The following is a 25,376-nucleotide window of genomic DNA, read 5'->3' as shown; positions in this document are numbered from 1 at the left end:
TTAACGCCTCAACCTAAGTCGCCAAAACGCACCTGTAGGGCGGTGATGGCGGTGAGCGCAGTAGTCTCTGTACGCAGAACGCGCGGTCCCAACAGGATATCAGTAAACTGGTATTGCGCGGTCATCGCTATCTCTTCAGCCGACAGCCCGCCTTCCGGGCCAATCAGCAGACGGACGCGTTCAACCGGCAGCGGCAGCGTGTTAATGCTGGCGCTGGCGCGCGGGTGCAAGTTGAGCTTCAGCCCGCTGTCCTGCTCGGCGCACCACGCCTCCAGCTGCATCGCCGGACGTATTTCCGGTATCACGTTACGACCGCTCTGTTCGCAGGCGGCAATAGCGATTTTCTGCCACTGCTGGATCTTTTTCTGCAAACGTTCGGCATCCAGTTTAACGCCGCAGCGCTCGGAAAACAGTGGCGTTATGAGGCTTACCCCGAGTTCGATCGATTTCTGGATGGTGAATTCCATTTTTTCGCCGCGGGACATCACCTGGCCTAAATGGATATGCAGCGGCGATTCCCGATCGTCTGGTTCGCCACTGAGCACCTCAACCGTAACGTATTTCTTACCGGCCTCGGTGATGACCGCGTCAAACACCTGGTTACTGCCGTCAAAAAGCTGTAGGTGCTGACCGGTGGTCATGCGCAGGACGCGGCCGACGTGGTTGGCCGCGTCATCGCTCAGCGCGAACTGGCTGCCGACAATGAGGCGTTCTGGATGATGGATGCGAGGAATGCGCATGCTTGATATTCCGTTCGTTGCGCAGATGCCAGCTTCCCGCCATCGGGCGGGAAGCACAGGGCTGCAAATTAACAATTGCCGCTAGTGTAGGTTAGCTCTTTTGCGCCTGGCAAGCCTGCTGGACATACGGATTATGGTTGCCCTGCACTTTCGCGATGCGCTCATCACGTTCACATTCCCAGGCGGTGACCGGGTACTGTTTATTCCAGGCGGTAAACAGCTGAGTTTGCTGGCGGGAAAGATTCAGCTGATAGCGGTCGCGCATATAGAAGTAGGTGCGGGCGATGGCGCCGCGAGCGCGGGCAGGGGGCTCGGCAATTTTATCTTTAAAATCGACCTTCATGGTGCACTGGCCGTACTGGCCTTCACCGCCGTTCCACTGGCTGTACATAAAGTTGCCGCGATCGCCATTCACTTCTCCCACCGCCGGCTGCAGGTTGTGCATATCGCTTTCCATCTTGCGGTATTCCGGATCTTTGGCGCAGTTTTTACGTCCACCCTCCTGCCAGCACTGACGCTGATGGCCGAACTGCCATGCCGGCACTACGTGCTCCCATTCAACCCGGCTGGCGCGGTTCTCATTTTTACGCACTTTATAGCCGCAGGATTCCAAATCGATAACGCCTTTTTTCCCCTGCCAGTCGATTTTACAGCCGCAATAAAAATCGCCCGGAACGTCGGCATTCACTTTGACGCCAGCGGCTTTGGCCTGGGAAAAACTATTAATACCAGCGGCCGCAAGCGGACCACTGACTGCCGCGCTCAATACCGCTACGGCTAAAACATGCATACGGGACATCGTTAACTCCGTGTCAAAACGAGCCCGCAACGTAGCGAATGAGGGTGCCGGATGCAATCAGTCAGATCAGAAAGTTTCTAATTAATTCCGATGGTTATTTTTCAGCCACCAGCAGATCGCCGCAGCGAACGCAGCGGTAGGTGGCCTCGCCGCGAACCACCCGGTTATGGCGACGGACGGTGAGCTGGTGCTGCTGACAGCGACAGCGATAGGGGAAGGTGTTCTGGCGGACCGAAGCGAGTTCAAAGCGGTGGGTGCGACGCGCGGGAACGCCAAGGACGCTCTCCATCATCCATTTCCACTCTTTCCCGTGCGGCGCGACGCGGCCGAAATGCTGCCAGACCAGCAGGTGCGCCAGCTCATGCGGCACCACTTCATCGATAAACTCCCGCTGATTTTCCAGCAGCAGCACCGGGTTTAAACGAATTTCGTTTTTCTCCAGCCAGGCGGTGCCGGCGGAAGTACCACGCTGCTGGTAGACCAGCGTCGGTTCCGCATAGCGGCGTTCCAGCTTGCGATTCGCATTGGCGAGATGCTCCCGCAGGCTGCGCATGACGGCCTGCTGAATAGCGATGGGAATACGGGGCGTTTTCATAGCGCCAGAGGATAGTGCGGCGGAGGGGGGAGAGCAAGAGGAAGCTTCCTCCCGGGATGGGAGGAAGCTCAGGAAGGTTAATCGCGGGCACCGATCTCGCGCAGTGGACGACCCTGCATCAGGTTACGTTCAATATGTTCCAGCGAGACGTTTTTGGTTTCCGGGATCAGCCACAGCGTCAGCAGGATAAACAGCACGTTCAGACCGCCGTACACCCAGAAGGTATTGGCGCTGCCCAGCGAGTTGAGCATGGTCAGGAAGGTGGCGCCGACAATCATGTTGGCAATCCAGTTGGTCGCTGTGGAGCAGGTGATACCGAAGTCGCGGCCTTTCAGCGGCTGGATTTCGGAGCACAGTACCCAAATCAGCGGGCCGGCGCTCATGGCGAAACCGACGATGAACATCAGCAGCATCAGGACGGCGATGTACTGGGCGGTAGAGGAGTGAATGCCGATGTGCATCATGGTACCCAGGACGCCCATACCCGCGGCCATCACGATAAAGCCAAGGATCAGCGTCGGTTTACGGCCCCAGCGGTCGACCAGACCGATGGCGATAAAGGTGGCCAGCACGTTAGTCAGACCGACGATCACTGTCCCCCACATTTGCTCAGTGGTGTTGGCATAACCCGCCAGCTCAAAGATCTTCGGCGCGTAGTACATGATGACGTTCATCCCGGTGAACTGTTGCATCACCTGCAGCAGGATGCCGAGGAACACCGCGCGGCGGAAGTTGCTGTTGTCTTTAAACAGCGACCAGCCGGACTGTTTTACCTTCAGGCTTTCACGGATTTCATCGAGCTCGCGTTTCGCTTCGGCGCTGGTATCGCGCAGGCGCAGCAGCACGCGTTCCGCATCGACAAAGCGACGTTTGGCGGCGAACCAGCGCGGGCTGTCCGGCAGGAAGATAACACCGATCAGCAGCAATACCGCCGGAATGATGATAACCCCGAGCATCCAGCGCCATGCGCCGCTGTAGCTGAAAGCGGTGTCAGAGAGATAGGCGCCAAGGATCCCGATGGTGATCATCAGCTGGTACATGGAAATCATACTGCCGCGAATTTTTTCTGGGGCGATTTCCGACAGATACAGCGGAGCCGTATATGAGGCGACGCCCACCGCCAGGCCGAGCAGCACACGGGAAACCAGCAGGATCTCGACGTTTGGCGCGGCGGCAGAGAACAGCGAACCGGCGACGAAGAGGATGGCGCCGATCATCAGGCTCTTTTTCCGGCCCAGTTTGAAAGAGAGCCAGCCGCTGCCGACCGCGCCGACGGCAGCCCCGAACATCATGGAGCTGACCACTCACTCCTGGGTGTGGGCGGAAATCTGGAACTCATTGGCAATAAAGGGTAAGGCACCCGCAATAACACCGATATCAAGGCCGAACAGCAGGCCAGCCAGCGCGGCGAGGAAACAGACGAAGAACGTCATAGTCTTGTTCGAACGCCCTTGTTTTTTGTTGTCAGGCATAACGCCCTCCAGTTGAGTTATTGATTCTGTCGATGGTTAGGGTAGGACACTCGTCGGTAAAAAAACGTGACTATAATCACGGCTGTGTAATCGTTTCCACAAAGGTAAAGAAACGTAATTCATTAAATGCTTTTTAAATCAGCAATATAAACAAGGATAGACGACATTTTGAAAAACGGTAATCAGAGTTGACCGAAACAATATGTAACATTGTGAAAAATGGGTACAGGAGATAGCGTCTTTGGGCAGAAGGTGACAGTCTTTACTATGTAATCGCTTTCATTTTGTGGCGGCCGCGCGTTGAAATGGGGCGCAGAAAGGGGGTGAGGCGTAAATAAAAAGGCCAGCGCGAGGCTGGCCTTGAAGAGAGGAAGCGCGGAGATTATTTCAGACCGGCCGCTTCCCGCAGGAGCGCCGCTTTATCGGTTTTTTCCCATGGGAAATGTTCGCGACCAAAGTGACCGTAGGCTGCGGTTTCTTTGTAGATCGGGTGCAGCAGATCCAGCATCTGAATCAGACCGTATGGACGCAGGTCGAAGAACTCGCGCACCAGCAGGGTCAGCTGTTCAGAAGGCACTTTCTCGGTGCCAAAGGTTTCCACCATGATGGACGTCGGTTCTGCAACGCCGATAGCGTAGGAAACCTGAATTTCGCAACGATCGGCCAGGCCTGCGGCAACGATGTTCTTCGCCACATAGCGCGCCGCGTAGGCTGCGGAACGGTCAACTTTAGACGGATCTTTACCGGAGAACGCGCCGCCGCCGTGGCGAGCCATGCCGCCGTAGGTATCAACGATGATCTTACGACCGGTCAGACCGCAGTCGCCCATCGGGCCGCCAATAACGAAACGGCCGGTCGGGTTGATGAAGAATTTGGTGGACGCGTTGAGCCATTCGGTCGGCAGAATCGGCTTGATGATCTCTTCCATCACTGCTTCCTGCAGGGATTTCTGATCGATATCTTCCGCGTGCTGAGTCGACAGAACGACCGCGTCGATGCCGACGATTTTGCCGTCGTCATACTGGAAGGTCACCTGGCTTTTCGCATCCGGGCGCAGCCACGGCAGGGTGCCGTTTTTACGCACTTCAGCCTGACGCTGCACCAGACGGTGAGCGTAAGTCACCGGCGCCGGCATCAGCACGTCGGTTTCGTTAGTGGCGTAGCCAAACATCAGCCCCTGGTCGCCGGCGCCCTGTTCCAGCGGATCGGCACGGTCAACGCCCTGGTTAATGTCCGGAGACTGTTTGCCAATGGCGCTCAGTACGGCGCACGAGTTGGCGTCAAAGCCCATATCGGAATGCACGTAGCCAATTTCGCGGACGGTGTTGCGGGTGATCTCTTCGATATCAACCCATGCGCTGGTGGTGATTTCGCCGCCTACCAGCACCATGCCGGTTTTGACATAGGTTTCACATGCGACACGCGCTTTCGGATCCTGCTCGAGGATCGCATCCAGCACGGCATCGGAGATTTGGTCAGCAATTTTGTCAGGATGCCCTTCTGATACGGACTCAGACGTAAAAAGGTGTTTTGCCATATTTTATTTCACCTGTGGACGATTCGGATAGCTCATACTGTTGTGTAATGTGGCTTTGGTGGATAATCAGCGCAAAGCCGCGCAGGTAGCGACACGAGCAGTCTGAGTGTTAATCAGTATAGACGGATTAACTTCTGGACGGCCATTTTAGGTCAAATCTTGAGCCCATTTCCAGCCTTTTTTGATGGCGGTCGCATTTATGGGAAAACCCGCCTGGCAAAATTTCCTGACAACCGCGCAAACAGGCACATTTTTATTTTGCTTTTTACCCCGCTTCTCGGTATAAAACGCCGCGCGCGGCTCATTAAAAAAGCGCACGGGGCATGGCCCTGTGGTGCCACTTCCAGCCGGGTTAAGCAGTCTGTATTTACAGAATCTCGCAGCGGCGTAGCGCCTGTTGCCCGGTATGTATAGCTTTGGCTTGTCGCCGACCCTGTCGCAGGGCGGTGTGGAGGTGATACCAGATAATGAACCAATGTTTTTCGTTTGATTCGTCGCGTCGTTCTGTCGCGCGTCAGCACTCCGCAACCTGCATCTCTCTCATGCAAACCAGCCGATGTTCACCCCATCTCGGCGCTTCTCAGGATTCCAGGGCCGGTCGGCCGTCAGAAAACTGAACAAGGGCGCTCTTGCCTGGCAAGAGTTTTCTCGTGGTTTCTCCGGACTGTCATACTCTGTTCGGCTACGTGTTTTACGATGATATGAATAAGAAACCGGTCGCGCAGTCGCAAAACCAGCAGATAGTGCTGGGCTTTAGGACTGTTCATGGGTTGTTATCGCATCTTTGGACTGCGATAGTAGTTAACTGTCTTACACTTATTATTAAAAATTGAGGTTCGCTATGTCTGACGACATGTCTATGGTTTCGCCTTCGTCAGCAGGCGAACACGGTGTACTACGTTCCATGCAGGAGGTAGCGATGAGCTCCCAGGAAGCCAGCAAGATGCTGCGTACTTATAATATTGCCTGGTGGGGCAATAACTATTATGACGTCAACGAACTGGGCCACATCAGCGTTTGCCCGGATCCGGACGTCCCGGAAGCGCGCGTTGACCTCGCGGAATTAGTCAAAGCGCGTGAAGCGCAAGGGCAGCGCTTGCCGGCGCTGTTCTGCTTCCCGCAGATCCTGCAGCACCGCCTGCGCTCGATCAACGCCGCCTTCAAACGCGCGCGTGAATCGTATGGCTATAACGGCGATTACTTCCTCGTCTACCCGATCAAGGTTAACCAGCACCGTCGCGTGATTGAATCGCTGATCCATTCCGGCGAGCCGCTGGGCCTGGAAGCCGGTTCGAAAGCGGAACTGATGGCCGTGCTGGCGCACGCCGGGATGACCCGCAGCGTCATCGTCTGTAATGGTTATAAAGACCGCGAATATATCCGTCTGGCGCTGGTGGGCGAGAAGATGGGCCACAAGGTCTATCTGGTCATTGAGAAGATGTCCGAGATCGCTATCGTACTGGAAGAGGCCGAGCGCCTGAACGTGGTGCCGCGCCTTGGCGTACGTGCGCGTCTGGCCTCGCAGGGCTCCGGTAAATGGCAGTCCTCCGGCGGCGAGAAGTCCAAGTTCGGCCTCGCAGCGACCCAGGTGCTGCAACTGGTCGAAATTCTGCGCGAGGCAGGCCATCTTGAGAGCCTGCAACTGCTGCACTTCCACCTCGGTTCGCAGATGGCTAACATTCGCGATATCGCCACCGGCGTGCGTGAATCGGCGCGTTTCTACGTCGAACTACATAAGCTGGGCGTCAATATTCAGTGCTTCGACGTCGGCGGCGGCCTGGGCGTGGACTATGAAGGCACCCGCTCGCAGTCCGATTGCTCGGTGAACTACGGTCTGAACGAATACGCCAACAATATCATCTGGGCGATCGGCGATGCCTGCGAAGAGAATGGCCTGCCGCACCCGACGGTGATCACCGAGTCCGGCCGCGCGGTGACCGCGCACCATACCGTGCTGGTTTCCAACATCATCGGCGTTGAGCGTAACGAATACACCGAGGCGACCCCGCCGGCGGAAGACGCTGCGCGTCCGCTGCAGAGCATGTGGGAAACCTGGCTGGAGATGCACGAGACCGGCAACCGCCGCTCGCTGCGCGAATGGCTGCACGACAGCCAGATGGACCTGCACGATATCCACATCGGCTACTCCTCAGGCACCTTCAACCTGCAGGAGCGCGCGTGGGCGGAACAGCTGTATCTGAACATGTGCCATGAGGTGCAGAAGCAACTCGATCCGAGCAACCGCGCCCATCGTCCCATCATCGATGAGCTGCAGGAGCGAATGGCGGATAAAATCTACGTCAACTTCTCGTTGTTCCAGTCGATGCCGGATGCCTGGGGGATCGATCAGCTGTTCCCGGTGATGCCGCTGGAAGGGCTGAACAAGTCGCCGGAGCGCCGCGCGGTGCTGCTGGACATCACCTGCGATTCCGATGGCGCCATCGATCACTACGTGGACGGCGACGGGATCGCCACCACCATGCCGATGCCGGAATACGACCCGGAGAACCCGCCGATGCTGGGCTTCTTCATGGTTGGCGCCTATCAGGAGATCCTCGGCAACATGCATAACCTGTTCGGCGATACCGAGGCGGTGGACGTGTTCGTCTTCCCTGACGGCAGCGTTGAGGTTGAGCTGTCCGACGAGGGCGATACCGTGGCGGATATGCTGCAGTATGTGCAGCTGGATCCGAATACGCTGCTGACCCAGTTCCGCGATCAGGTGAAAAATACCGGTCTGGACGACGCGCTGCAGCAGCAGTTCCTCGAGGAGTTCGAGGCGGGACTGTACGGCTATACTTATCTGGAAGACGAGTAGCTGCTGATGCCCGGTGGCGCTGCGCTGACCGGGCCTGCGTATGTCGGCCGGATAAGGCGAAGCCGTCATCCGGCAGCATGCGATACTCACTTGAACCCGTATGCATTACCGGCGATAATTCACGCCAATAAGCGATTTATCTATCAAACCCTTCCTCGTCGGGCCTAACGACGCGGAGGGGTTTTTTTATACTTATTTTTTACGTTCCACGACTGTCAAAAGAGGTCATATCCATGAGCACTTTAGGTCATCAATACGATAACTCCCTGGTATCCAATGCCTTTGGCTTTCTGCGTTTGCCAATGAACTTTATGCCGTATGAAAGCGATGCGGACTGGGTCATCACCGGCGTGCCGTTCGATATGGCGACCTCCGGGCGCGCGGGCGGCCGTCATGGCCCGGCGGCGATCCGTCAGGTTTCCACTAACCTTGCCTGGGAGCACAACCGTTTCCCGTGGAACTTCGATATGCGCGAGCGCCTGAACGTGGTGGACTGTGGGGATCTGGTGTACGCCTTCGGCGACGCGCGCGAAATGAGCGAGAAGCTGCAGGCTCACGCCGAGAAGCTGCTGGCGGCCGGCAAACGTATGCTCTCCTTTGGCGGCGACCACTTCGTCACCCTGCCGCTGCTGCGCGCCCATGCCAAGCACTTTGGTAAAATGGCGCTGGTGCACTTCGATGCTCACACCGATACCTACGCCAACGGCTGCGAGTTCGACCACGGCACCATGTTCTATACCGCGCCGAACGAAGGGCTTATCGATCCGAACCACTCCGTACAGATCGGGATCCGCACCGAGTTCGACAAAGACAATGGCTTTACGGTGCTCGACGCCGGCCAGGTTAACGACCGCAGCGTTGATGACGTGATTGCCCAGGTGAAGCAGATCGTCGGCGACATGCCGGTGTACCTGACCTTTGATATCGACTGTCTGGATCCGGCGTTTGCGCCAGGCACCGGTACCCCGGTTATCGGTGGGCTGACCTCCGACCGCGCGATCAAGCTGGTGCGCGGCCTGAAGGATCTGAACATCGTCGGGATGGACGTGGTGGAAGTCGCCCCGGCCTACGATCAGTCCGAAATTACCGCTCTGGCGGCGGCGACCCTGGCGCTGGAGATGCTGTACATCCAGGCGGCGAAGAAGGGCGAATAAATCTGTTCCCGTCATACTTCAAGTTGCATAGGCGTGGGCAATAAATCGGCCCATCCCTGGGCCTCGTCCTTACGGGGCCAGCGCAAGCGCTGTTCAAAACGACTAGCCGTTTTGTCCTGCAACTTATTTAGGGTATAGACGCGTTTACTGCTGCTGCGCGACGCATACGCAGCAGCAGTGCGCCGCCGGCGCACAGCGTAATCAGCTGCGATGTCACCAGTACGGAAAAACCTGAACTTACCGATCCCACTGATTTCATCACCACTCCCATCAGCAGCGGAATAAACGCCGCGCAGATGTTGCCAATGCCGTTAATGATCCCATAAGCGCTGCCTACCGCTTCGCGCGGGGCGTGATGCTGAACCACCGCAGGGATCGCCGCCCCCTGTAATCCCCAGAACACGTTCGCCGCCAGCATAAACAGCGCCAGCATCGCCGGCTGCTGGCTGAGCATCAGCGCCAGCACAGAACCGGCGGTGAGTAGGCCGCCGATAATAAACAGCAGCGGCGCCTGCTCCGGGCGCATTTTGTCGAGGAGCACGCCGCCAAGAAACTTTGAGCCGAGGCTTAACAGAAAGGGGACAGCCGCCAGCAGGCCGGTAGTCTGTAGCGAGAAGTGGTGCTCGTCGCGCAGCCAGGCGGGCAACCAGGCGCTACTCCCCCACAGATAGCTGAGCGTGGCGATTTCTACCAGCAGGATCCAGCCTAGCAGCGGTGTACGCCAGGCGAGGGCGAAAGTCTGCCTGAAACCCGGCTTCGCGTGCTGTGAGGTTACTTGTGGCGCGGGGAGAAACCGCCAGATTAATCCGCCGCCGAGCAGCAGGTTAAGCAGCGCCAGCGCGTAGAAGGAGCCGATCCAGCCAACGTGCACCATCAGCCAGGTGACCAGCGGGAAGCCTACCGCCAGCCCCAACGATACGCCAAGGGCGGTCAGCGCATTCGGCTTGCCTATTTCATCAGCGGCGAAGTTGTCGTTGATAAAGCGCGTTTTCAGAGAGAACAGCGGCCCCTCCGCCACGCCAAGAACGATGCGCGCGATCAACATTCCCAGCAGTGAGCCGAGTAGCGGGGAAATGGCGCACACCAGCGCCCATATAGCAATGCTGCTTAAGAGTCCCTGACGATAATGCCATCTACTTTCTATAACTGGGGTTAATAATAATGCCGAAAAACCATAACCCAGAAGAAAGCATGTCATTAGCATACCTTGTAACATTCTGTTTTCATTTAACTGAAAACGGGCAGCGAATTCCGGGTTAAGGATCATCACCGAGATATTTACCCGATCGACGTAGGAAATAATTATTAACAAAAGTAATGCTATTACCCCTTGCCATCTTGCCGCCATTCATTGTCTCCACGCTTAATTTAATGATTGCCAGTTATTATTTTTTAACGCCAGAAATAGTTACATGAGTAAAATGGTTCACCTATGAAACTCATTGTTTTTAAATGATTAAATAAATAGCTGTTTCATGGGTGAAACACCATGGTTTCCGCTGTTGCCCATTTTTAATGATCGATTTGAAAAGAAGTCAATAGTCGTATGTGAATTTTAAATCGGCATTTTTATTTATAATGGATCACCGCTTTAAATATCATCATTTCATCTGAATGCAGTTTTTCGTGATCAATTGCACACTTAGCTAATTTAAAAGCCATTCATTAACAAATTCGTCACATTAATGCTTGACGAAACATTCACCGCTTTTATATTGACCGTATTAAATAAGAAACAGAGTTTCATATATGAAACAAAAGCCTGGAGGATTGCGATGAGCTGGATAGGCGTATGTGACGCGGAGCAAGTACAGGAAGATTTCCCATATAGCGGCAATATCGACGGTAAGGAAATCGGTATTTATCTGATTGATGGCGAATATTACGCGCTGGAAGACGTTTGCCCTCATGCCTATGCGCTACTGAGCCAGGGCTTTGTCGAAGATGGCAAGGTGGAATGCCCGCTGCATGAGGCGGTATTCGACGTGAAAACCGGCCAGTGCCTGCATGGCCCCGGCGGCCGCAACCTTAATCGTTACCCGGTGCGGGTATACGACAATCAGATCCAGATTACCTTTATCGAGGAGAACGTGGCATGAGCGAATCCCTGGACTTCAACCCGGCGCTACCGGAAAGCCGCCAGTTTACGCCACCGGCGGAAGGCGGAAACGGCAATATCCACAAGCCTGGCGACTATCACAATCTGATTTGGCAAACCCGCAGCCGGGTGCCGGAAAACTGGGAACTGCAGCTTATCGCCACCCTGGAAACGTTGTTCGAGCAGGGCGCGGAAAATCTCGGTGAACTGGTGAGCGGCCTCAATGGCGTCAGGATGCATGACCAACAGGGCGAACCGTGGAGCGAAAGCAGCTTCCAGGCATTTTTACAGGTTAACGGCTACTGAGGACACAGCGATGACGACAACGGTACAAAACTATCTTGATAAAGGACTGCGCGGCCTGTGGTATCCGGTGCTGGCGAGCTGGGAAGTGCAGTCTGCGCCGGTAGGCATTACCCGTCTCGGCGAGCAGATCGTGGTCTGGCGGAATAAAGATGGCCAGGTGCAGGCCCTGGAAGACCGCTGCCCGCATCGCGGCGCACGCCTGTCAATGGGCTGGAACTTAGGCGATCGTATCGCCTGCTGGTATCACGGCGTGGAAGTCGCCGGCAACGGCGAAGTCAAAGACGTCCCGGCGGTGGATCGCTGCCCGCTGGTCGGCCAGCAGTGCGTGCGCAGCTACAGCGTGCACGAAGCGCACGGGGCAATCTTCCTGTGGTTTGGCGTCACCGCCGATCAGCAGCCTGATGAATTGAGCTTCCCTGAGGAACTAGCCGATAGCGAAAAATACAGTAACTTCCTGTGCACCGCGGCGTGGAAATGCAACTACCAGTACGCGCTGGAAAACGTGATGGACCCGATGCACGGTACCTATCTGCACTCATCATCGCACTCGATGGCAGAAGGCGATCGCAAAGCCGATATGGTCCTGCAGCCGACGAAAACCGGCTTTATCTTCGAGAAAAAAGGGCAGAGCGGCGTTAACTTTGACTGGGTTGAACTGGGCAACAGCGGCGCCTACTGGATGCGTCTGTCTATTCCGTACAAAAAGCGTTTCGGGCCGGGCGGCCACTTCTGGATCGTCGGCATGGTGGTTCCGGAAGATAACGATAACTGTCGCGTCTTCTTCTGGCGCATCCGCGGCGTTCAGGGCTGGCAGCGCGATCTGTGGCGCTTTATGTACCGCAACCGTCTGGAAAAGCTGCACTGGGAAGTACTGGAGCAGGATCGCGTGGTGCTGGAAAGCCTGGCGCCGAACGCCCGCGATCATGAATACCTTTATCAACATGACGTCGGTCTGTCCCGCCTGCGCCGCATGATGCAGAAAGCGGCGAAAGAGCAGTTAGCGCTCCGCGAAGCGCAGCAGGGTGCCGCCTGATGAACGGCCTGCTAAACGGTAAACGTATTGTCGTCACCGGTGCGGCGCGCGGTCTCGGGTACCACTTTGCCGAAGCCTGCGCCGCTCAGGGCGCGACGGTGGTGATGTGCGACATCCTGCAGGGAGAGCTGGCGGAAAGCGCTCATCGCCTGCGGCAGAAGGGCTATCAGGTCGAATCTCACGCCATCGATCTTGCCAGTCAAGCATCGATCGAGCAGGTCTTCAGCGCCATCGGCGCGCAGGGGTCTATCGATGGCTTAGTCAATAACGCAGCGATGGCCACCGGCGTCGGCGGAAAAAATATGATCGATTACGATCCGGATCTGTGGGATCGGGTAATGACGGTCAACGTTAAAGGCACCTGGTTGGTGACCCGCGCGGCGGTACCGCTGCTGCGCGAAGGGGCGGCGATCGTCAACGTCGCTTCGGATACCGCGCTGTGGGGCGCGCCGCGGCTGATGGCCTATGTCGCCAGTAAGGGCGCGGTGATTGCGATGACCCGCTCCATGGCCCGCGAGCTGGGTGAAAAGCGGATCCGTATCAACGCCATCGCGCCGGGACTGACCCGCGTTGAGGCCACGGAATACGTTCCAGCCGAGCGTCATCAGCTGTATGAGAACGGCCGCGCGCTCAGCGGCGCGCAGCAGCCGGAAGATGTCACCGGCAGCGTGGTCTGGCTGCTGAGCGATCTTTCGCGCTTTATCACCGGCCAGCTGATCCCGGTCAACGGCGGTTTTGTCTTTAACTAATAAGTGAGGCGGTATGGCGAACGATCAGGAAGTGAAGTATCTGGTGCCCGGTCTTGAGCGCGGTTTACAACTGCTGCTGGCGTTTGGCGAACAGCATCGCGATCTGACCTTTGCCGAGCTGCATCGGCTGGTGGATATGCCGAAAGCGACCGCCTATCGCGTGGTGCAGACGCTGGAATATATGGGCTTTCTTGAGCGCAACGCCCGCACCAATACCTTTTCGCTGGGCATGAACGTACTGCGTCTGGGCTTTGAATATATCGCCTCACTGGATGTCGCTCAGGTGGGTCAGCCGGTCATCGAGCAACTACGCGATATCAGCCAGTGCAGCAGCCATCTGGCGATCCGCGACGGCCGCGACATCATCTACATCGCCCGCGTCAGCGCCGCCGGTTCGCGTATCAATCAGGTCAGCGTCGGAACGCGGCTACCGGTGCACTGCACCTCGCTTGGCCGCATGCTGCTGACCGATGTTTCCCGCAGCGAGTTTGAACAATTGTTCCCGGATGAACGGCTGCCGGGCAATGCGCCGGGCCAGCTGTACGACCGCGAAGCGCTGTGGCAGATGGTGCAGCAGGATAAAGCCCGCGGCTACGTGATTGGCGAATCGTTCTACCGCCACGGCATCTCATCGATTGTCTATCCGGTCTTTAACCGCAGCGGCCGGGTGGCGGCGGTCGTCAGCATTCTGGTGCCGTCGGACGAGATCCCGCAAAGCGATCGCGAACGGTTGCAGAACGACGTCAGTATGGCGGCGGACAAAATTTCCGGCTTCCTCGGATATTTGTCACAGGCAAGTTAAATCAACAAATTAACAGCAGGCGCTTGATTGCGTCGGGCATGTTTTACGCCCAAATTCGGGCGACTGAACGGTAAAGAGGCGACGAATAATGAGTATTACCGGAATTGAAAAGCTGGAATTTGGCGTAGACGACCTGAACCACAGCGCTAAATTCATGCGCGATTTTGGCCTGACCGGCGACGCCAGCGGCCGCGCGTTTACCACCCTCAGCGGCGCGCGGGTCGAACTTAACCCGACCGATGCCGCCGACCTGCCGCCAGCCTTTGAGGCGGGCAACACTCTGCGTCGCATGACCTGGGGCGTGGCGGATCGGGCGGCGCTGGATGCGCTGCGCCCGAAGCTGGAACGCCAGCCCGCTTTCCGTGAAATCGACGGTGCGCTGGAATGCCGCGATCCCAACGGTATGACGCTGCGGGTGCAGGTTAGCCAGCAAACGGCGGTTGAACTGAACGTTGAACCGATCAACCAGTGGGGCGATGTGCGTCGCATCGACACTCCGAGCCCGGTATACGACCGCGCGCAGCCCATTAACGTCGGCCACGTCGTATTCTTTGTTGAAGAGCTGGCGGCGGTGGAAAGTTTCTATCGCGAAGTGCTGGGCTTTCAGGTGTCAGACCGCTATATCAATCGCGCGGTGTTCCTGCGCTGCGGCGTGCGCGGCGGACACCATAACCTCTTCTTATTGCAGTTGCCCAACCGCAAACGCGGGCTAAACCACGTCGCGTTTACCGTGCGGGATATTCATGAAGTGATCGGCGGCGGCATTGCGATGAACAAAAACGCGTGGAGCACGTTTATCGGCCCCGGCCGCCATCCGGTCTCCTCGGCCTACTTCTGGTATGTCAACAGCCCGACCGGCGGCGCTTTTGAGTACTACACCAACGATGACTATCTGACGGAAAACTGGCAGCCGCGCGAGCTGGAGCATTCACTCGTGTCCTTTACCGAATGGGCGGTGGAAGGCGGTATCGATCACGATACCCGTCGCCAGCAGAAAAAACCGGAGGCGGTATGACGGCGCGGATAGTCATTATCGGCGGCGGCCAGGCTGGCGGCTGGGCGGCGAAAACGCTGCGTGATGAAGGGTTTAGCGGCGAGATTTGCGTGGTTGCCGAAGAGCAATGGGATTTTTACGAGCGCCCGCCGCTGTCGAAAGCGGCATTGCTGGAGGCCGAACCGGCGCTGCCGCGGTTATTCAGCGCCGAGGTGCAGCAGGCACTGGATCTGCGCTGGTACCGCCCGCTGCGCGCGAAATCGATCGACCGGCAAAATAAAACCCTGGCGCTGAGCAACGGCGAAACGCTGGCGTACGACCTACTGCTGATCGCCACCGGCGGCCGCGCGCGGCTGCCGTCCGAGGCCTGGGGGCAGCATCCTCAGGTATATACCCTGCGCCACTGGCAGGACGCGCAGCGTCTGAAGCAGCGGTTGGCATCGGCAACGCGGCTGGCGATCGTCGGCGGCGGCTGGATTGGCCTCGAAATCGCCGCCTCGGCGCGCAAAAGCGGCGTAGCCGTGACCCTTTATGAACAGCAGCCGGCGCTGTGCATGCGCTCGGTCAGTATGGAGGTCTCGCAGGCGCTGGATGAGTTGCATCGCGGGCAGGGCGTTGATATTCGCCGCGGCTGCGGCGCGCTGGAGCTGGAAGATGATAACGGCTTGCCGACGCTGCACTGCGACGGCCAGCGGGAAACCTTCGATGCGGTAGTGGTGGGGATCGGCGTCGATCTGAATCTCGAACTGGCGCGCGATGCCGGGCTCACTGTCGATCGCGGGATTGTCGTTAATGCCCAAGGGCGCAGTAACGATCCGGCGATTTTCGCCGCTGGCGATGTCGCCCAGCACCATCAGTACGGTCTGTGCATTCAGTCGTGGGCCTTTGCGCAAAATCAGGCCATCGCGACAGCGAAAGCGATGCTCGATCCACAGGCCAGCGGCTACGACGAGGCGCCGTGGCTGTGGTCAGATCAATACGATCGCAATATCCAGATCCTCGGGATCCCGCAAGCGGGCAGCCGGACCATTGTGCGTGACGAGCCGCAGGGCGCGATCTACTTCTCCCTGAATGCCGATGGACGCTTAACTCAGCTGGTGGCCTTCAATAATGCACGTATCGTGAAGCTGGCGAAGCGCTGGATGGCGGCGGGAAGGGATCTCTCTAACGTCCCGCTCGCTGACCCGACTTTCTCGCTGATGTCATTGCGATAAGAAACGCGAACCCTTAAGGGGGAGAAATGACCACATTAGAGACCAACGCCGCGCCTGCAGAGGCGAGCGGTGAGGGCGTCCGCACGCCTGAAAAAGCAGTTCGTTGGGCCATTCCGCTGTCGCTGCTGGCCTGCGTGCTGCTGGCTTTTTTCGACAAAATCAGTATCGCCGCGCTGTTTTCCGATAGTCACTTCCAACAGGCGATGGGCATCGATTTCGACACCACCCGGTTGGGCATTCTGATGAGTGCCTTTTTGCTGAGTTACGGCTTCTCGTCAGTGTTATTAAGCGGCCTTGGCGACCGGATTGCGCCGCTGCGTCTGCTGACTGGAATGATGGTGGTGTGGTGCATCCTGATGGTGATCATGGGCTTCACCCACAACTACGCGCTGATGGTGACGCTGCGCATCCTGTTGGGCATTGCTGAAGGGCCGCTGTTTCCGTTGGCGTTCGCCGTGGTGCGCCACACCTTCCCGCAGCGGCTACAGGCCCGCGCCACCATGCTGTGGCTGCTCGGCACGCCGGTTGGCGCGGCGCTGGGTTTCCCGCTGTCAATTTGGCTACTCAATACCTTCGGCTGGCAGAGCACATTTTTCGTGATGGCGATGCTGACGATACCGGTGCTGATTTTTGTACGCATCGGGCTGCGCGGCGTACAACTGGAGGCGAGAGCGAGCAGCGATAAAACCTCGCAGGAAGCGCGCCGCAGCGCGCGTCGCGAGCTCTTTGTGAGTCCGCATTTTTGGATGATCTGCATCTTCAACATCGCCTTTCTCGCCTATCTGTGGGGGATCAACGGCTGGCTGCCGGGCTACCTGATTAAAGGCAAAGGCATTCATCTGGAACACGCCGGCTGGCTGTCGTCGATGCCATTTATCGCCATGTTGCTAGGCGAAATTATCGGCGCCTGGCTGTCCGACCGCGTCGATAGGCGCGCCGCCGCCTGCTTTATTTCCCTGGCAGGCGCGGGTATTGGCCTGGCGGCAGTGATGCATTTCACCACGCCGCTGCCGGTAATCGCGGCGATGAGCTTTAGCACCTTTATGTGGGGCACCGGCGCGCCAAACATTTTCGCGCTGCTGGCTAAAGCGACCCATCCACGGGTCAGCGCCACGGCGGGTGGAATTTTCAACGGGCTGGGAAACTTTGCCGGGGCGCTATCGCCGGCGGTGATGGGCGCGCTTATCGCCTTCACCCATAGCATGGATTCCGGGCTGATTTTTCTGGCGGTGATGGCGGCGGTGGGCTGCGCCCTGTTACTGCCGCTGCTGAGACGCTACTGAGGATAAAACGATGACTGATTCAACCGTAACTGCAAAACAAAGTTTGAAACCTGACCATTTGACGATGGAAGAGTGGGTGGAGTCGCGTATCGCGCGCTTTGAAGGCCGCAAATATGACTGGAATGCGCTGAAATTCCAGGCCGATTTCGACCCGAAATATCGCCGCGCGCAGATGCGTTACATCGGCACCGGCGCCACCGGCGTCGCCAGTGATACCAACACCGTTCCGGCCGAGCACTTCACCTTTTCCACCATGGTGTTGCCGTCCAAATGTGAAGGCCCGCTGCACCTGCATGATGACGTAGAAGAGGTGTTCTTCATGCTCAAAGGGCAGATCACCCTGATGATTCAGGACGGCGACAACTATACCGAAACCGTGCTGCGCGAACGCGATCTGATCTCGGTGCCGCCTGGAATTTACCGCGGTTTGTTTAACCACGGCGAAGAAGAGGCGCTGATGTGCGTGATGCTCGGCACCCATAAGCCGCATATTCCGACCTACCCGGAAGATCATCCGCTGGCAAAAGTAAAACGTAACTAAGGGGCGATGATGACGGGGTTTCGTGAACAAGGAAGCGGTATTCCGCTGACGCTGCTGCACGGCATCAGTTCCGGCGCGGCCTCCTGGCATAAACAGATGGCGCTACCCGGCTACCGCGTGCTGGCCTGGGATATGCCCGGTTATGGCGAAAGCCCGATGCTGGCGGCGGCGCCGGCGAATGCCGGCGATTACGCCGACGCGCTGGCGCGAATGCTGGACCGCGCTGGAGTAGAGCAAACCATACTGGTCGGCCATTCGCTGGGCGCGCTGGTGGCGGCCGCCTTCGCCGCGAAATACCCGCAGAGGGTGCTTTACCTGGTGCTCGCCGACGTCGCGCAGGGCTACGGCCAGGCGGAAGCCGCACAGCGGGAAAAAGTCTGGCAGGGGCGTCAACAGCAGATAGCGCTGGGCGGCGAGGCGATGGCCCAGGGGCGAGCGGCAAAACTGCTGCGCCCTGGCGCGCGCGAAGCCGATGTGGCGACGGTGGCGGCGGGGATGCGCAGGCTACGCCGCGACGGTTATCTCGCCGCGGCCTGGATGCTGGCCCATGACGACATTCACCGTTGGCTCGCCGACTATCGCGGTCGTCTCTCCGTGTGGTGTGGCGAGCAGGATGCCATTACCCAACCGGAGTTAGTGCAGGGAGTGGCGCTGCGTTACGGCGCCCCTTACATCGCCATCCCTCAGGCTGGACATGCCAGCTATCTCGATAACGAAATCTTTTTTAATCAACAGCTTTTACGCATAGGGGAAGAGGTGCGCGATGAATGCACAAATTGAAGGACGCGTCGCGGTAGTCACCGGCGGTTCGTCAGGAATCGGCTTTGAAACGCTGCGCCTGCTGCTGGGCGAAGGGGCGAAAGTCGCCTTTTGCGGCCGCAACCCGGATCGGCTGGCTAGCGCCCATGCGGCGTTGCAAAACGAATATCCAGAAGGTGAGGTGTTCTCCTGGCGCTGTGACGTACTGAACGAAGCGGAAGTTGAGGCGTTCGCCGCCGCGGTCGCCGCGCGTTTCGGCGGCGTCGATATGCTGATTAATAACGCCGGCCAGGGCTATGTCGCCCACTTCGCCGATACGCCACGTGAGGCCTGGCTGCACGAAGCCGAACTGAAACTGTTCGGCGTGATTAACCCGGTAAAGGCCTTTCACTCCCTGCTAGAGGCGTCGGATATCGCCTCGATTACCTGTGTGAACTCGCTGCTGGCGTTACAGCCGGAAGAGCACATGATCGCCACCTCTGCCGCCCGCGCCGCGCTGCTCAATATGACGCTGACTCTGTCGAAAGAGCTGGTGGATAAAGGTATTCGTGTGAATTCCATTCTGCTGGGGATGGTGGAGTCCGGGCAGTGGCAGCGCCGTTTTGAGAGCCGAAGCGATAAGAGCCAGAGTTGGCAGCAGTGGACCGCCGATATCGCCCGTAAGCGGGGGATCCCGATGGCGCGTCTCGGTAAGCCGCAGGAGCCAGCGCAAGCGCTGCTATTCCTCGCTTCGCCGCTGGCCTCCTTTACCACCGGCGCGGCGCTGGACGTTTCCGGCGGTTTCTGTCGCCATCTGTAAGGAAAGATGATGAAAAAGGTCATGTTAATTGGCTATGGCGCGATGGCCCAGGCGGTGATTGAACGCCTGCCGCCGCAGGTGAGGGTGGAGTGGATCGTGGCGCGCGAATCGCATCACGCAGCGATCTGCCTGCAGTTTGGTCAAGCGGTGACGCCGCTTACCGATCCGCTGCAATGCGGTGGGACGCCGGATCTGGTGCTGGAATGCGCCAGTCAGCAGGCGGTCGCGCAATACGGCGAAGCGGTACTGGCGCGCGGCTGGCATCTGGCGGTGATCTCGACCGGTGCGTTGGCGGACAGCGAACTGGAACAGCGTTTACGTCAGGCGGGCGGCAAGTTGACGCTGCTGGCTGGCGCAGTAGCCGGGATTGACGGCCTGGCGGCGGCCAAAGAGGGGGGGCTTGAACGAGTGACCTATCAGTCGCGTAAAAGCCCGGCCAGCTGGCGCGGCAGCTATGCCGAACAGCTTATCGACCTCAGCGCGGTCAATGAAGCGCAAATTTTCTTCGAAGGCAGCGCCCGCGAGGCGGCGCGGCTATTCCCGGCAAATGCCAACGTGGCGGCAACCATCGCGCTGGGCGGTATTGGCCTTGACGCGACCCGAGTACAGCTGATGGTCGATCCGGCGACGCAACGCAACACCCATACGCTACACGCCGAAGGATTGTTCGGCGAGTTTCACCTGGAGCTGAGCGGCCTGCCGCTCGCCAGCAATCCGAAAACATCGACCCTCGCGGCACTGAGCGCGGTACGCGCCTGCCGTGAACTGGCATAACGCAGAGAGGCTGAGATGGACGAATTAGACATTTTTATCGGCGGTCAGTGGCGTCGCGGCGGCGGCAATTTGATGCACAGCCAGTTTCCGGCGGATGGCGCTATTAACGCGGCGCTGCATGCGGCAAGCCTCGATGATTTACAGGAGGCGATCGACTGTGCCGACCGCGCCTGGCGGGAGCCAACGTGGCGGGCGATGCTGCCGCATCAGCGGGCGAAGATCCTGCATAAAGTCGCCGATCTGATTGAAGCACAGCTTGATGAGCTCACCCAAAAGCAGAGCCGCGATAACGGTAAACCGCTGGCGGAAGCGCGAGGGCTGGTGATGAGCGCGGCGGGGACGGCGCGCTATTTTGCCGCCGCCTGCGAGTTACTGGAAGGCGAGCTGCCGACGCCGCGGCAGGCGGATCTATTGACTCTGAGCCGCTATGAGCCGTTGGGCGTGGTGGCGGCGATCACCCCATGGAACTCGCCGATCGCCAGCGAAATGCAGAAGGTGGCCCCGGCGATCGCCGCCGGAAATGCGGTGATCCTCAAACCGGCGGAAGCCACGCCGCTCATGGCGCTGGAGCTGGCGAAGATCTTTGAGCAGGCCGGTTTACCCGCCGGACTGCTGAGCGTGCTGCCGGGTAAAGGATCGATTATCGGCGATGCGCTGGCCCGCCATCCTAAGGTGCGCAAAATTTCCTTTACCGGCGGCACCACCACCGGACGTCACCTGGCGCACGTGGCGGCGGAAAAGCTGATCCCGGCGTCGCTGGAGCTGGGCGGCAAATCACCGACCATCGTGCTGGAAGATGCCGATATCGAACAGGCGGCGCGGGGCATCTGCTACGGCATTTTCAGCTCCGGCGGCCAGGCCTGTATTGCCGGCTCGCGGCTGTTTGTTCATGACAAAGTGTATCCGCAATTAATGGCCCGCCTGCTGGAGTTAACCCAAGGGCTGCGGGTTGGCCATCCGTTCAGCGCTGGCACCCACGTCGGGCCGCTGATCAACGATAAACACCGGCAGAGCGTGCTGGAGTACGTCGAGCTGGCGAAACGCGAAGGCGGCAGCGTGCTATGCGGCGGCGAGATCCCGGCGGATCCGGCGCTGGCGGCAGGCAGCTATTTCCTGCCGACCATCATTGAAGGGCTGAACAATCAGGCCCGCGTTTGCCAGGAAGAGATCTTCGGACCGGTTCTGGTGGCGATGCGTTTTCACGATGAAGCGGCGCTGATCCGCGAGGCCAATGATTCGGTCTTCGGACTGGCGGCGGGGATCTGGACGCGTGATACCGGCCGCGCGCTGCGTCTGAGCGAACAACTGGAAGCCGGTACGGTGTGGATCAACACCTACAAAGTTTTCTCCATTTCGACCCCGTTTGGGGGCTTTAAAGAGAGCGGTCTGGGCCGCGAAAAAGGGATCCAGGGGCTGAAAGCCTGGATGCAACAAAAGAGCATTTATCTGGCGACGGGTAATAGCGTCAACCACTGGTGCGACTGAGAAAGGGTGAGCAATGAGCGAAATGATAACCGTCGGCGATGCCATCGCCAGAACGCTGGAGCAGTATCACGTTGAAGCCATTTATGGCGTCATTTCTATCCATAACCTGCCGATCGCCGATGCCGTCGGCCAGCGGGAAAAAATCCGCTTTGTTCCGGCGCGCGGTGAAGCGGGCTCGGTGACCATGGCTGACGCCCACGGCCGTTTTTCAGGGCTCGGCGTGGCGCTGACCAGTACCGGCGCGGGTGCGGGTAATGCGGTCGGCGCGCTGGTTGAGGCGATGAACGCCGGTACGCCGCTGCTGCACCTGACCGGACAGGTCGAAAAAGCCTGGCTGGACGCCGACACCGGTTTCATTCATGAAACCCGCGATCAGTTGACCTTCCTGAAAGCCAGTTCGAAGCGCGCTTACCGCATTAGCAACGCCAACCAGGCGGTGGCTATCCTGCATAAGGCGATTCAGGAGGCGCAGACGCCGCCGTGCGGCCCGGTCTCGGTGGAGATCCCAATCGACATTCAGAGCGCCAAAATTCCGCTTTCACTGCTGACCGCGCCGCTGAAACGCGCTCCGGCGGTTGAGCCGGAAGCGTCGCTGGTCGATGCGCTGTGGGCGCAGCTTAAGCAGGCGAAGCAGCCGCTGCTGTGGCTTGGCGGCGGCGCGTTAGAGAGCGGCGAGGCGGTGAAGACGCTGGCGGATGCCGGGGTGACGGTGATTTCCAGTACCCACGGCCGCGGCATTCTGGCGGACAGCCATCGCGCCAGCCTGCGCGCGTTTCATACTTCTCCCTCGGTTGAAGCGCTGATTTCACAATGTGATTTCACACTTGTTGCCGGTTCCCGGCTGCGCAGCAACGAAACGCGCTCGTGGACGCTGGAACTGCCCACGCCGCGGGTGCAGATTGATATTGACCCGGCGGCGGCCAGCCGTAACTACTTGATGGACAATACCCTGGTGGTGGATTGCCGGGCGCTATTAGCGGCGCTGGCAGAGCGGGTGCAGGGCCGGATATGGGGCGATGCGCGTTGGGATAGCCAACTTAAAGAGGCGGTAGAGGCGGCGGAGCAGGGGCTGCGCGACCAGTGCGGCGATTACGCTAAATTGAATGACGCGATTGCGCAGGCGCTGCCCGATGACGGCATCCTGGTGCGCGATATTACCGTTTCTGGCAGCCTGTGGGGCAGCCGTCTGTTCCGCGCTCACGGCCCGCTGATGAATATCCATTCTCTGGCCGGCGCCATCGGTATGGGGCTACCGATGGCGGTGGGTACCGCGATTGCCAATCCGCAACGTAAAGTGGTCGGCCTGGTCGGCGACGGCGGCCTGAGCCTCAACCTTGGCGAACTGGCGACACTTGCGCAGGAGAAGGCCAATGTGACGCTGTTGATTATGAATGACGGCGGCTACGGCGTAATGCGCGGTATTCAGGATAAGTATTTTGGCGGCCGCCAGTATTACAACGAGCTGCACACGCCAGACTTTTCCCTGTTGGCGCAGGCGATGGGTCTGCAGGCGTGGAGCGTGGATCGGGCTGAGGATTTCCAGGCGGTGATGACCGAAGCGCTGGCGATGCCGGGGCCATCGGTGGTGGAAGTGAAGATGGGCCAGATTGGCGCGCTGCGCTTTGCCGGCCCGCCGCAGAAGACGCTGTATTAATGATAACCCAGTGACCCCAACCCTCTCCCTTCCGGGGAGAGGGTACCGCACGGCACAGGGGGTTAATCAAGGCGCCGGACGGTTGCTCCTGCGCGCCGGGAGAGGGCCGGCTCACTGGAGAGGGTTCATTATATGGTTAAAACACGTTAAACGGATATTCGACGTAGAACCGCACTTCATTCCCGCTGACGTTATAGTCGCTGGCGTTGCTGGAAACGCGCAGCACCGAATAGCGGAGTCTCAATTTCAAATCTTTCGCCATGCCGTTTTGCACCTGGTACTGCACCTGGTTGAACCATTCGTGTTCTTTACCGTTGCTGGTCTCGGCGGTTTTAATGTTATCCCCGCGAACGTAGGCGGTGGTCCAGCTCAGGCCCGGTACGCCCAGTCCGGCAAAATCCAGGCCATAGGAGGCCTGCCAGGAACGTTCATCCTCGCCGTTAAAATCTGACCAGTAGGAGTTAGCCAGCCAGATGGTGTTGCCGCCATCGCCGACGCCGCCCTGGTTCTGGTAGCCGCCATAATGGTAGCCGGTGCTGCCGCTGCTTTGCTGGTAAGCGACCTTAAAGGTGTGAATATCCCAGATATAGCTGGCGGCAAGGCTCCAGATGCTGTTGCTGCGCCCGGTGCCATTGGCGTCGGCATATTCTTGATTTAAGCGCGAGTTATAGCCGTTGAAGTCAACAATCAGCTGCTGGTCGGCGGCGAACGGCTGCTTGTAGTTCAGGCCGAGATACTGCTTATTCAGCACGTCTTCGACGTGCGAAGCGTAAAGCGCGCCGCTGAGCTGGTCGTTGAATTGATAGCTGGCGCCGCCAAAGGTCAGGCTTTTCAGGCCGCTGTTGTGGCTGTCGTCGCTTTTGCGCTGCTGATCGGTGAGATAACCGGCGTTAATTTCCAGACCGTCGATTTCTCTTGAGGTCAGCATGGTACCGGTATAGCTCTCGTACAGCAGTCGCGAGTCATCGGCGTAGACGATAGGCAGCATCGGGCGCTGGCTACCGTAGCTGAGGACGGTATTCGAGAAGCGCATTTTAGCGGTAGCGCCAAATTTTGCTAAATCGGACTTCGCGCGGCCATCATCATCCTGGGCGAAAAAGTCGATACCGCCCGCGCCGCTGCGGCCGCGGCCGCCGTCGAGGCGCACGGCGTACTGCGCAATGCCGTCAACGCCGAAGCCGACCGGCCCTTGAGTAAAGCCGGACTCGAAGGTCGCGATGATACCCTGACCCCATTCGGCTTTATCCGGCAAACCATCGCGATAATCGCGTTTGATATAAGCGTTACGTAAAAAGAGATCCAGGTGGCTGTCTTCAATAAAGCCCTGACTGGTAGATTGTTGGCTGGCGAAAGCCGGCGCGGCGGCAATAATGCCAAGTGCGATTAATGGTAATTCTTTTTTCACTGAGGGCACTTCTCTGTCTGTCGATATATTCAAGGGAATCACTGCTGACCAGATATTCTCCTGAAATAATGTCGAAAGCAATCATTGTGTGAGCAGTTATTGCAGCCGGAAACAGGTTGTATGGCGCATGAGCCGTGCGCCAGGCAGTAAGGGGTGGACTATTTATTATTCGGGTAAAGACGATTCTGGAAGCCAGATAGTGTGCGGCCTTTTTAATTTACCAAATAATATATTTCTGAATCGCCGGGCATAAAATAATTGGCTGTGATGCGCTGTGATAATAATTAACGGTTTGTGCGCTTAAATTATCAATTAATGCGGCTAAATATTTTTACGGATATATAAAAAAGGGAGGCAATAATGCC

The 25,376-nt window shown here is 58.2% G+C and carries 23 protein-coding genes and 1 pseudogene; 17 read left to right on the top strand and 7 right to left on the bottom strand.

Features of this window, described 5'->3' with window-relative positions:
- Positions 1–8 precede the first annotated feature (8 nt).
- The 5 genes and pseudogenes from rsmE to metK form a co-directional block, all read right to left on the bottom strand.
- Positions 9–740 carry a 16S rRNA (uracil(1498)-N(3))-methyltransferase gene (gene rsmE / locus HMPREF1024_RS13250; RefSeq protein WP_009308630.1) on the bottom strand — a complete coding sequence of 244 codons (732 nt, stop codon included), beginning with the start codon at positions 738–740 and terminating at the stop codon, positions 9–11.
- Positions 741–831: 91 nt separating this feature from the next.
- A complete protein-coding gene (gene endA, locus HMPREF1024_RS13255; protein WP_002916589.1) occupies positions 832–1,539 on the bottom strand; it encodes a deoxyribonuclease I in 708 nt (235 codons plus the stop codon).
- Between the two features lie 94 nt (positions 1,540–1,633).
- The gene (locus HMPREF1024_RS13260; RefSeq protein ID WP_002916588.1) at positions 1,634–2,134 is read right to left on the bottom strand and encodes a SprT family zinc-dependent metalloprotease; all 501 of its coding nucleotides are present in this window, start codon (positions 2,132–2,134) and stop codon (positions 1,634–1,636) included.
- Positions 2,135–2,211: 77 nt separating this feature from the next.
- A pseudogene (locus HMPREF1024_RS13265) lies at positions 2,212–3,606 on the bottom strand (sugar porter family MFS transporter).
- 382 nt (positions 3,607–3,988) lie between these two features.
- Entirely contained in the window at positions 3,989–5,143 is a 1,155-nt protein-coding gene (metK, locus tag HMPREF1024_RS13270) for a methionine adenosyltransferase (RefSeq protein ID WP_004149807.1), read from the bottom strand.
- Positions 5,144–5,844: 701 nt separating this feature from the next.
- On the opposite strand from metK, the gene yqgB reads away from it, so the two are divergent.
- The 3 genes from yqgB (at position 5,845) to speB (ending at position 9,115) form a co-directional block, all read left to right on the top strand.
- The gene (gene yqgB, locus HMPREF1024_RS30645; RefSeq protein ID WP_002916578.1) at positions 5,845–5,976 is read left to right on the top strand and encodes an acid stress response protein YqgB; all 132 of its coding nucleotides are present in this window, start codon (positions 5,845–5,847) and stop codon (positions 5,974–5,976) included.
- Positions 5,977–5,984: 8 nt separating this feature from the next.
- Positions 5,985–7,961, top strand: a complete 1,977-nt coding sequence (gene speA / locus HMPREF1024_RS13275; RefSeq protein ID WP_004149805.1) for a biosynthetic arginine decarboxylase — start codon at positions 5,985–5,987, stop codon at positions 7,959–7,961.
- A gap of 233 nt (positions 7,962–8,194) precedes the next feature.
- Positions 8,195–9,115 carry an agmatinase gene (gene speB, locus HMPREF1024_RS13280; RefSeq protein WP_002916572.1) on the top strand — a complete coding sequence of 307 codons (921 nt, stop codon included), beginning with the start codon at positions 8,195–8,197 and terminating at the stop codon, positions 9,113–9,115.
- A gap of 127 nt (positions 9,116–9,242) precedes the next feature.
- Here the strand turns inward: speB and HMPREF1024_RS13285 are convergent, their stop codons facing one another.
- The gene (locus HMPREF1024_RS13285) at positions 9,243–10,463 is read right to left on the bottom strand and encodes an MFS transporter (protein WP_009308627.1); all 1,221 of its coding nucleotides are present in this window, start codon (positions 10,461–10,463) and stop codon (positions 9,243–9,245) included.
- Positions 10,464–10,890: 427 nt separating this feature from the next.
- Here HMPREF1024_RS13285 and HMPREF1024_RS13290 point away from each other — a divergent pair, with 427 nt between their 5' ends.
- The 14 genes from HMPREF1024_RS13290 to HMPREF1024_RS13355 all read left to right on the top strand — a co-directional run bounded on the left by HMPREF1024_RS13290 (position 10,891) and on the right by HMPREF1024_RS13355 (position 23,606).
- Entirely contained in the window at positions 10,891–11,214 is a 324-nt protein-coding gene (locus HMPREF1024_RS13290; protein ID WP_004151769.1) for a non-heme iron oxygenase ferredoxin subunit, read from the top strand.
- Positions 11,211–11,519 (top strand): recombinase-like helix-turn-helix domain-containing protein, encoded by a 309-nt coding sequence (locus HMPREF1024_RS13295; RefSeq protein WP_009308626.1) that lies wholly within the window; start codon positions 11,211–11,213, stop codon positions 11,517–11,519. Before HMPREF1024_RS13290 ends, HMPREF1024_RS13295 begins: the two co-directional genes overlap by 4 nt.
- A 10-nt stretch (positions 11,520–11,529) precedes the next feature.
- Positions 11,530–12,552, top strand: a complete 1,023-nt coding sequence (locus HMPREF1024_RS13300; protein ID WP_004151770.1) for an aromatic ring-hydroxylating dioxygenase subunit alpha — start codon at positions 11,530–11,532, stop codon at positions 12,550–12,552.
- Positions 12,552–13,301 (top strand): SDR family oxidoreductase, encoded by a 750-nt coding sequence (locus tag HMPREF1024_RS13305; protein WP_004174430.1) that lies wholly within the window; start codon positions 12,552–12,554, stop codon positions 13,299–13,301. Before HMPREF1024_RS13300 ends, HMPREF1024_RS13305 begins: the two co-directional genes overlap by 1 nt.
- A 13-nt stretch (positions 13,302–13,314) precedes the next feature.
- Positions 13,315–14,103 (top strand): IclR family transcriptional regulator, encoded by a 789-nt coding sequence (locus HMPREF1024_RS13310; RefSeq protein ID WP_009308625.1) that lies wholly within the window; start codon positions 13,315–13,317, stop codon positions 14,101–14,103.
- An 88-nt stretch (positions 14,104–14,191) separates the two neighbouring features.
- The gene (locus tag HMPREF1024_RS13315) at positions 14,192–15,118 is read left to right on the top strand and encodes a VOC family protein (protein ID WP_009308624.1); all 927 of its coding nucleotides are present in this window, start codon (positions 14,192–14,194) and stop codon (positions 15,116–15,118) included.
- Complete coding sequence (locus HMPREF1024_RS13320; RefSeq protein WP_004174432.1) at positions 15,115–16,311, top strand: NAD(P)/FAD-dependent oxidoreductase; 1,197 nt, start codon at positions 15,115–15,117, stop codon at positions 16,309–16,311. Before HMPREF1024_RS13315 ends, HMPREF1024_RS13320 begins: the two co-directional genes overlap by 4 nt.
- A gap of 26 nt (positions 16,312–16,337) precedes the next feature.
- Positions 16,338–17,594: an MFS transporter gene (locus HMPREF1024_RS13325; RefSeq protein ID WP_004144758.1), complete on the top strand. Its 1,257-nt coding sequence runs from the start codon at positions 16,338–16,340 to the stop codon at positions 17,592–17,594.
- Between the two features lie 10 nt (positions 17,595–17,604).
- Entirely contained in the window at positions 17,605–18,135 is a 531-nt protein-coding gene (locus HMPREF1024_RS13330; RefSeq protein ID WP_004152888.1) for a cupin domain-containing protein, read from the top strand.
- A gap of 9 nt (positions 18,136–18,144) precedes the next feature.
- On the top strand, positions 18,145–18,915 hold the full coding sequence (locus HMPREF1024_RS13335; protein WP_004174434.1) for an alpha/beta fold hydrolase: 771 nt from the start codon (positions 18,145–18,147) through the stop codon (positions 18,913–18,915).
- Positions 18,899–19,693 (top strand): SDR family oxidoreductase, encoded by a 795-nt coding sequence (locus HMPREF1024_RS13340; RefSeq protein ID WP_009308623.1) that lies wholly within the window; start codon positions 18,899–18,901, stop codon positions 19,691–19,693. The genes HMPREF1024_RS13335 and HMPREF1024_RS13340 overlap by 17 nt, the downstream gene beginning before the upstream one ends.
- A 9-nt stretch (positions 19,694–19,702) precedes the next feature.
- Complete coding sequence (locus tag HMPREF1024_RS13345) at positions 19,703–20,467, top strand: aspartate dehydrogenase (protein ID WP_004211378.1); 765 nt, start codon at positions 19,703–19,705, stop codon at positions 20,465–20,467.
- 15 nt (positions 20,468–20,482) lie between these two features.
- Positions 20,483–21,952, top strand: coding sequence for an aldehyde dehydrogenase (locus HMPREF1024_RS13350; RefSeq protein WP_004151779.1), 1,470 nt, complete (start codon positions 20,483–20,485; stop codon positions 21,950–21,952).
- A 13-nt stretch (positions 21,953–21,965) separates the two neighbouring features.
- Positions 21,966–23,606: a thiamine pyrophosphate-binding protein gene (locus HMPREF1024_RS13355; RefSeq protein WP_009308622.1), complete on the top strand. Its 1,641-nt coding sequence runs from the start codon at positions 21,966–21,968 to the stop codon at positions 23,604–23,606.
- Between the two features lie 136 nt (positions 23,607–23,742).
- Here the strand turns inward: HMPREF1024_RS13355 and HMPREF1024_RS13360 are convergent, their stop codons facing one another.
- A complete protein-coding gene (locus HMPREF1024_RS13360) occupies positions 23,743–25,011 on the bottom strand; it encodes an OprD family outer membrane porin (RefSeq protein ID WP_004144752.1) in 1,269 nt (422 codons plus the stop codon).
- Positions 25,012–25,376: the final 365 nt, after the last annotated feature.

It is taken from the genome of Klebsiella sp. 4_1_44FAA (genome assembly GCF_000238715.1).
Classification (GTDB): domain Bacteria; phylum Pseudomonadota; class Gammaproteobacteria; order Enterobacterales; family Enterobacteriaceae; genus Klebsiella; species Klebsiella pneumoniae.
Note: the sequence above shows the minus strand (reverse complement) of the source record. Positions and strands in the feature narration are given on the sequence as shown.

What these genes read in the sequence shown, in the direction of transcription:
- HMPREF1024_RS13340 (WP_009308623.1), top strand. Translation starts at nt 18,899, where the DNA reads ATGAATGCACAAATTGAAGGACGCGTCGCGGTAGTCACCGGCGGTTCG.
- HMPREF1024_RS13345 (WP_004211378.1), top strand. Translation starts at nt 19,703, where the DNA reads ATGAAAAAGGTCATGTTAATTGGCTATGGCGCGATGGCCCAGGCGGTG.
- HMPREF1024_RS13285 (WP_009308627.1), bottom strand. Translation starts at nt 10,463, where the DNA reads ATGGCGGCAAGATGGCAAGGGGTAATAGCATTACTTTTGTTAATAATT.
- HMPREF1024_RS13305 (WP_004174430.1), top strand. Translation starts at nt 12,552, where the DNA reads ATGAACGGCCTGCTAAACGGTAAACGTATTGTCGTCACCGGTGCGGCG.
- HMPREF1024_RS13295 (WP_009308626.1), top strand. Translation starts at nt 11,211, where the DNA reads ATGAGCGAATCCCTGGACTTCAACCCGGCGCTACCGGAAAGCCGCCAG.
- HMPREF1024_RS13350 (WP_004151779.1), top strand. Translation starts at nt 20,483, where the DNA reads ATGGACGAATTAGACATTTTTATCGGCGGTCAGTGGCGTCGCGGCGGC.
- rsmE (WP_009308630.1), bottom strand. Translation starts at nt 740, where the DNA reads ATGCGCATTCCTCGCATCCATCATCCAGAACGCCTCATTGTCGGCAGC.
- yqgB (WP_002916578.1), top strand. Translation starts at nt 5,845, where the DNA reads ATGAATAAGAAACCGGTCGCGCAGTCGCAAAACCAGCAGATAGTGCTG.
- HMPREF1024_RS13335 (WP_004174434.1), top strand. Translation starts at nt 18,145, where the DNA reads ATGACGGGGTTTCGTGAACAAGGAAGCGGTATTCCGCTGACGCTGCTG.
- HMPREF1024_RS13320 (WP_004174432.1), top strand. Translation starts at nt 15,115, where the DNA reads ATGACGGCGCGGATAGTCATTATCGGCGGCGGCCAGGCTGGCGGCTGG.
- HMPREF1024_RS13330 (WP_004152888.1), top strand. Translation starts at nt 17,605, where the DNA reads ATGACTGATTCAACCGTAACTGCAAAACAAAGTTTGAAACCTGACCAT.
- HMPREF1024_RS13310 (WP_009308625.1), top strand. Translation starts at nt 13,315, where the DNA reads ATGGCGAACGATCAGGAAGTGAAGTATCTGGTGCCCGGTCTTGAGCGC.
- HMPREF1024_RS13325 (WP_004144758.1), top strand. Translation starts at nt 16,338, where the DNA reads ATGACCACATTAGAGACCAACGCCGCGCCTGCAGAGGCGAGCGGTGAG.
- HMPREF1024_RS13315 (WP_009308624.1), top strand. Translation starts at nt 14,192, where the DNA reads ATGAGTATTACCGGAATTGAAAAGCTGGAATTTGGCGTAGACGACCTG.
- HMPREF1024_RS13355 (WP_009308622.1), top strand. Translation starts at nt 21,966, where the DNA reads ATGAGCGAAATGATAACCGTCGGCGATGCCATCGCCAGAACGCTGGAG.
- speB (WP_002916572.1), top strand. Translation starts at nt 8,195, where the DNA reads ATGAGCACTTTAGGTCATCAATACGATAACTCCCTGGTATCCAATGCC.
- HMPREF1024_RS13260 (WP_002916588.1), bottom strand. Translation starts at nt 2,134, where the DNA reads ATGAAAACGCCCCGTATTCCCATCGCTATTCAGCAGGCCGTCATGCGC.
- metK (WP_004149807.1), bottom strand. Translation starts at nt 5,143, where the DNA reads ATGGCAAAACACCTTTTTACGTCTGAGTCCGTATCAGAAGGGCATCCT.
- speA (WP_004149805.1), top strand. Translation starts at nt 5,985, where the DNA reads ATGTCTGACGACATGTCTATGGTTTCGCCTTCGTCAGCAGGCGAACAC.
- HMPREF1024_RS13290 (WP_004151769.1), top strand. Translation starts at nt 10,891, where the DNA reads ATGAGCTGGATAGGCGTATGTGACGCGGAGCAAGTACAGGAAGATTTC.
- endA (WP_002916589.1), bottom strand. Translation starts at nt 1,539, where the DNA reads ATGTCCCGTATGCATGTTTTAGCCGTAGCGGTATTGAGCGCGGCAGTC.
- HMPREF1024_RS13300 (WP_004151770.1), top strand. Translation starts at nt 11,530, where the DNA reads ATGACGACAACGGTACAAAACTATCTTGATAAAGGACTGCGCGGCCTG.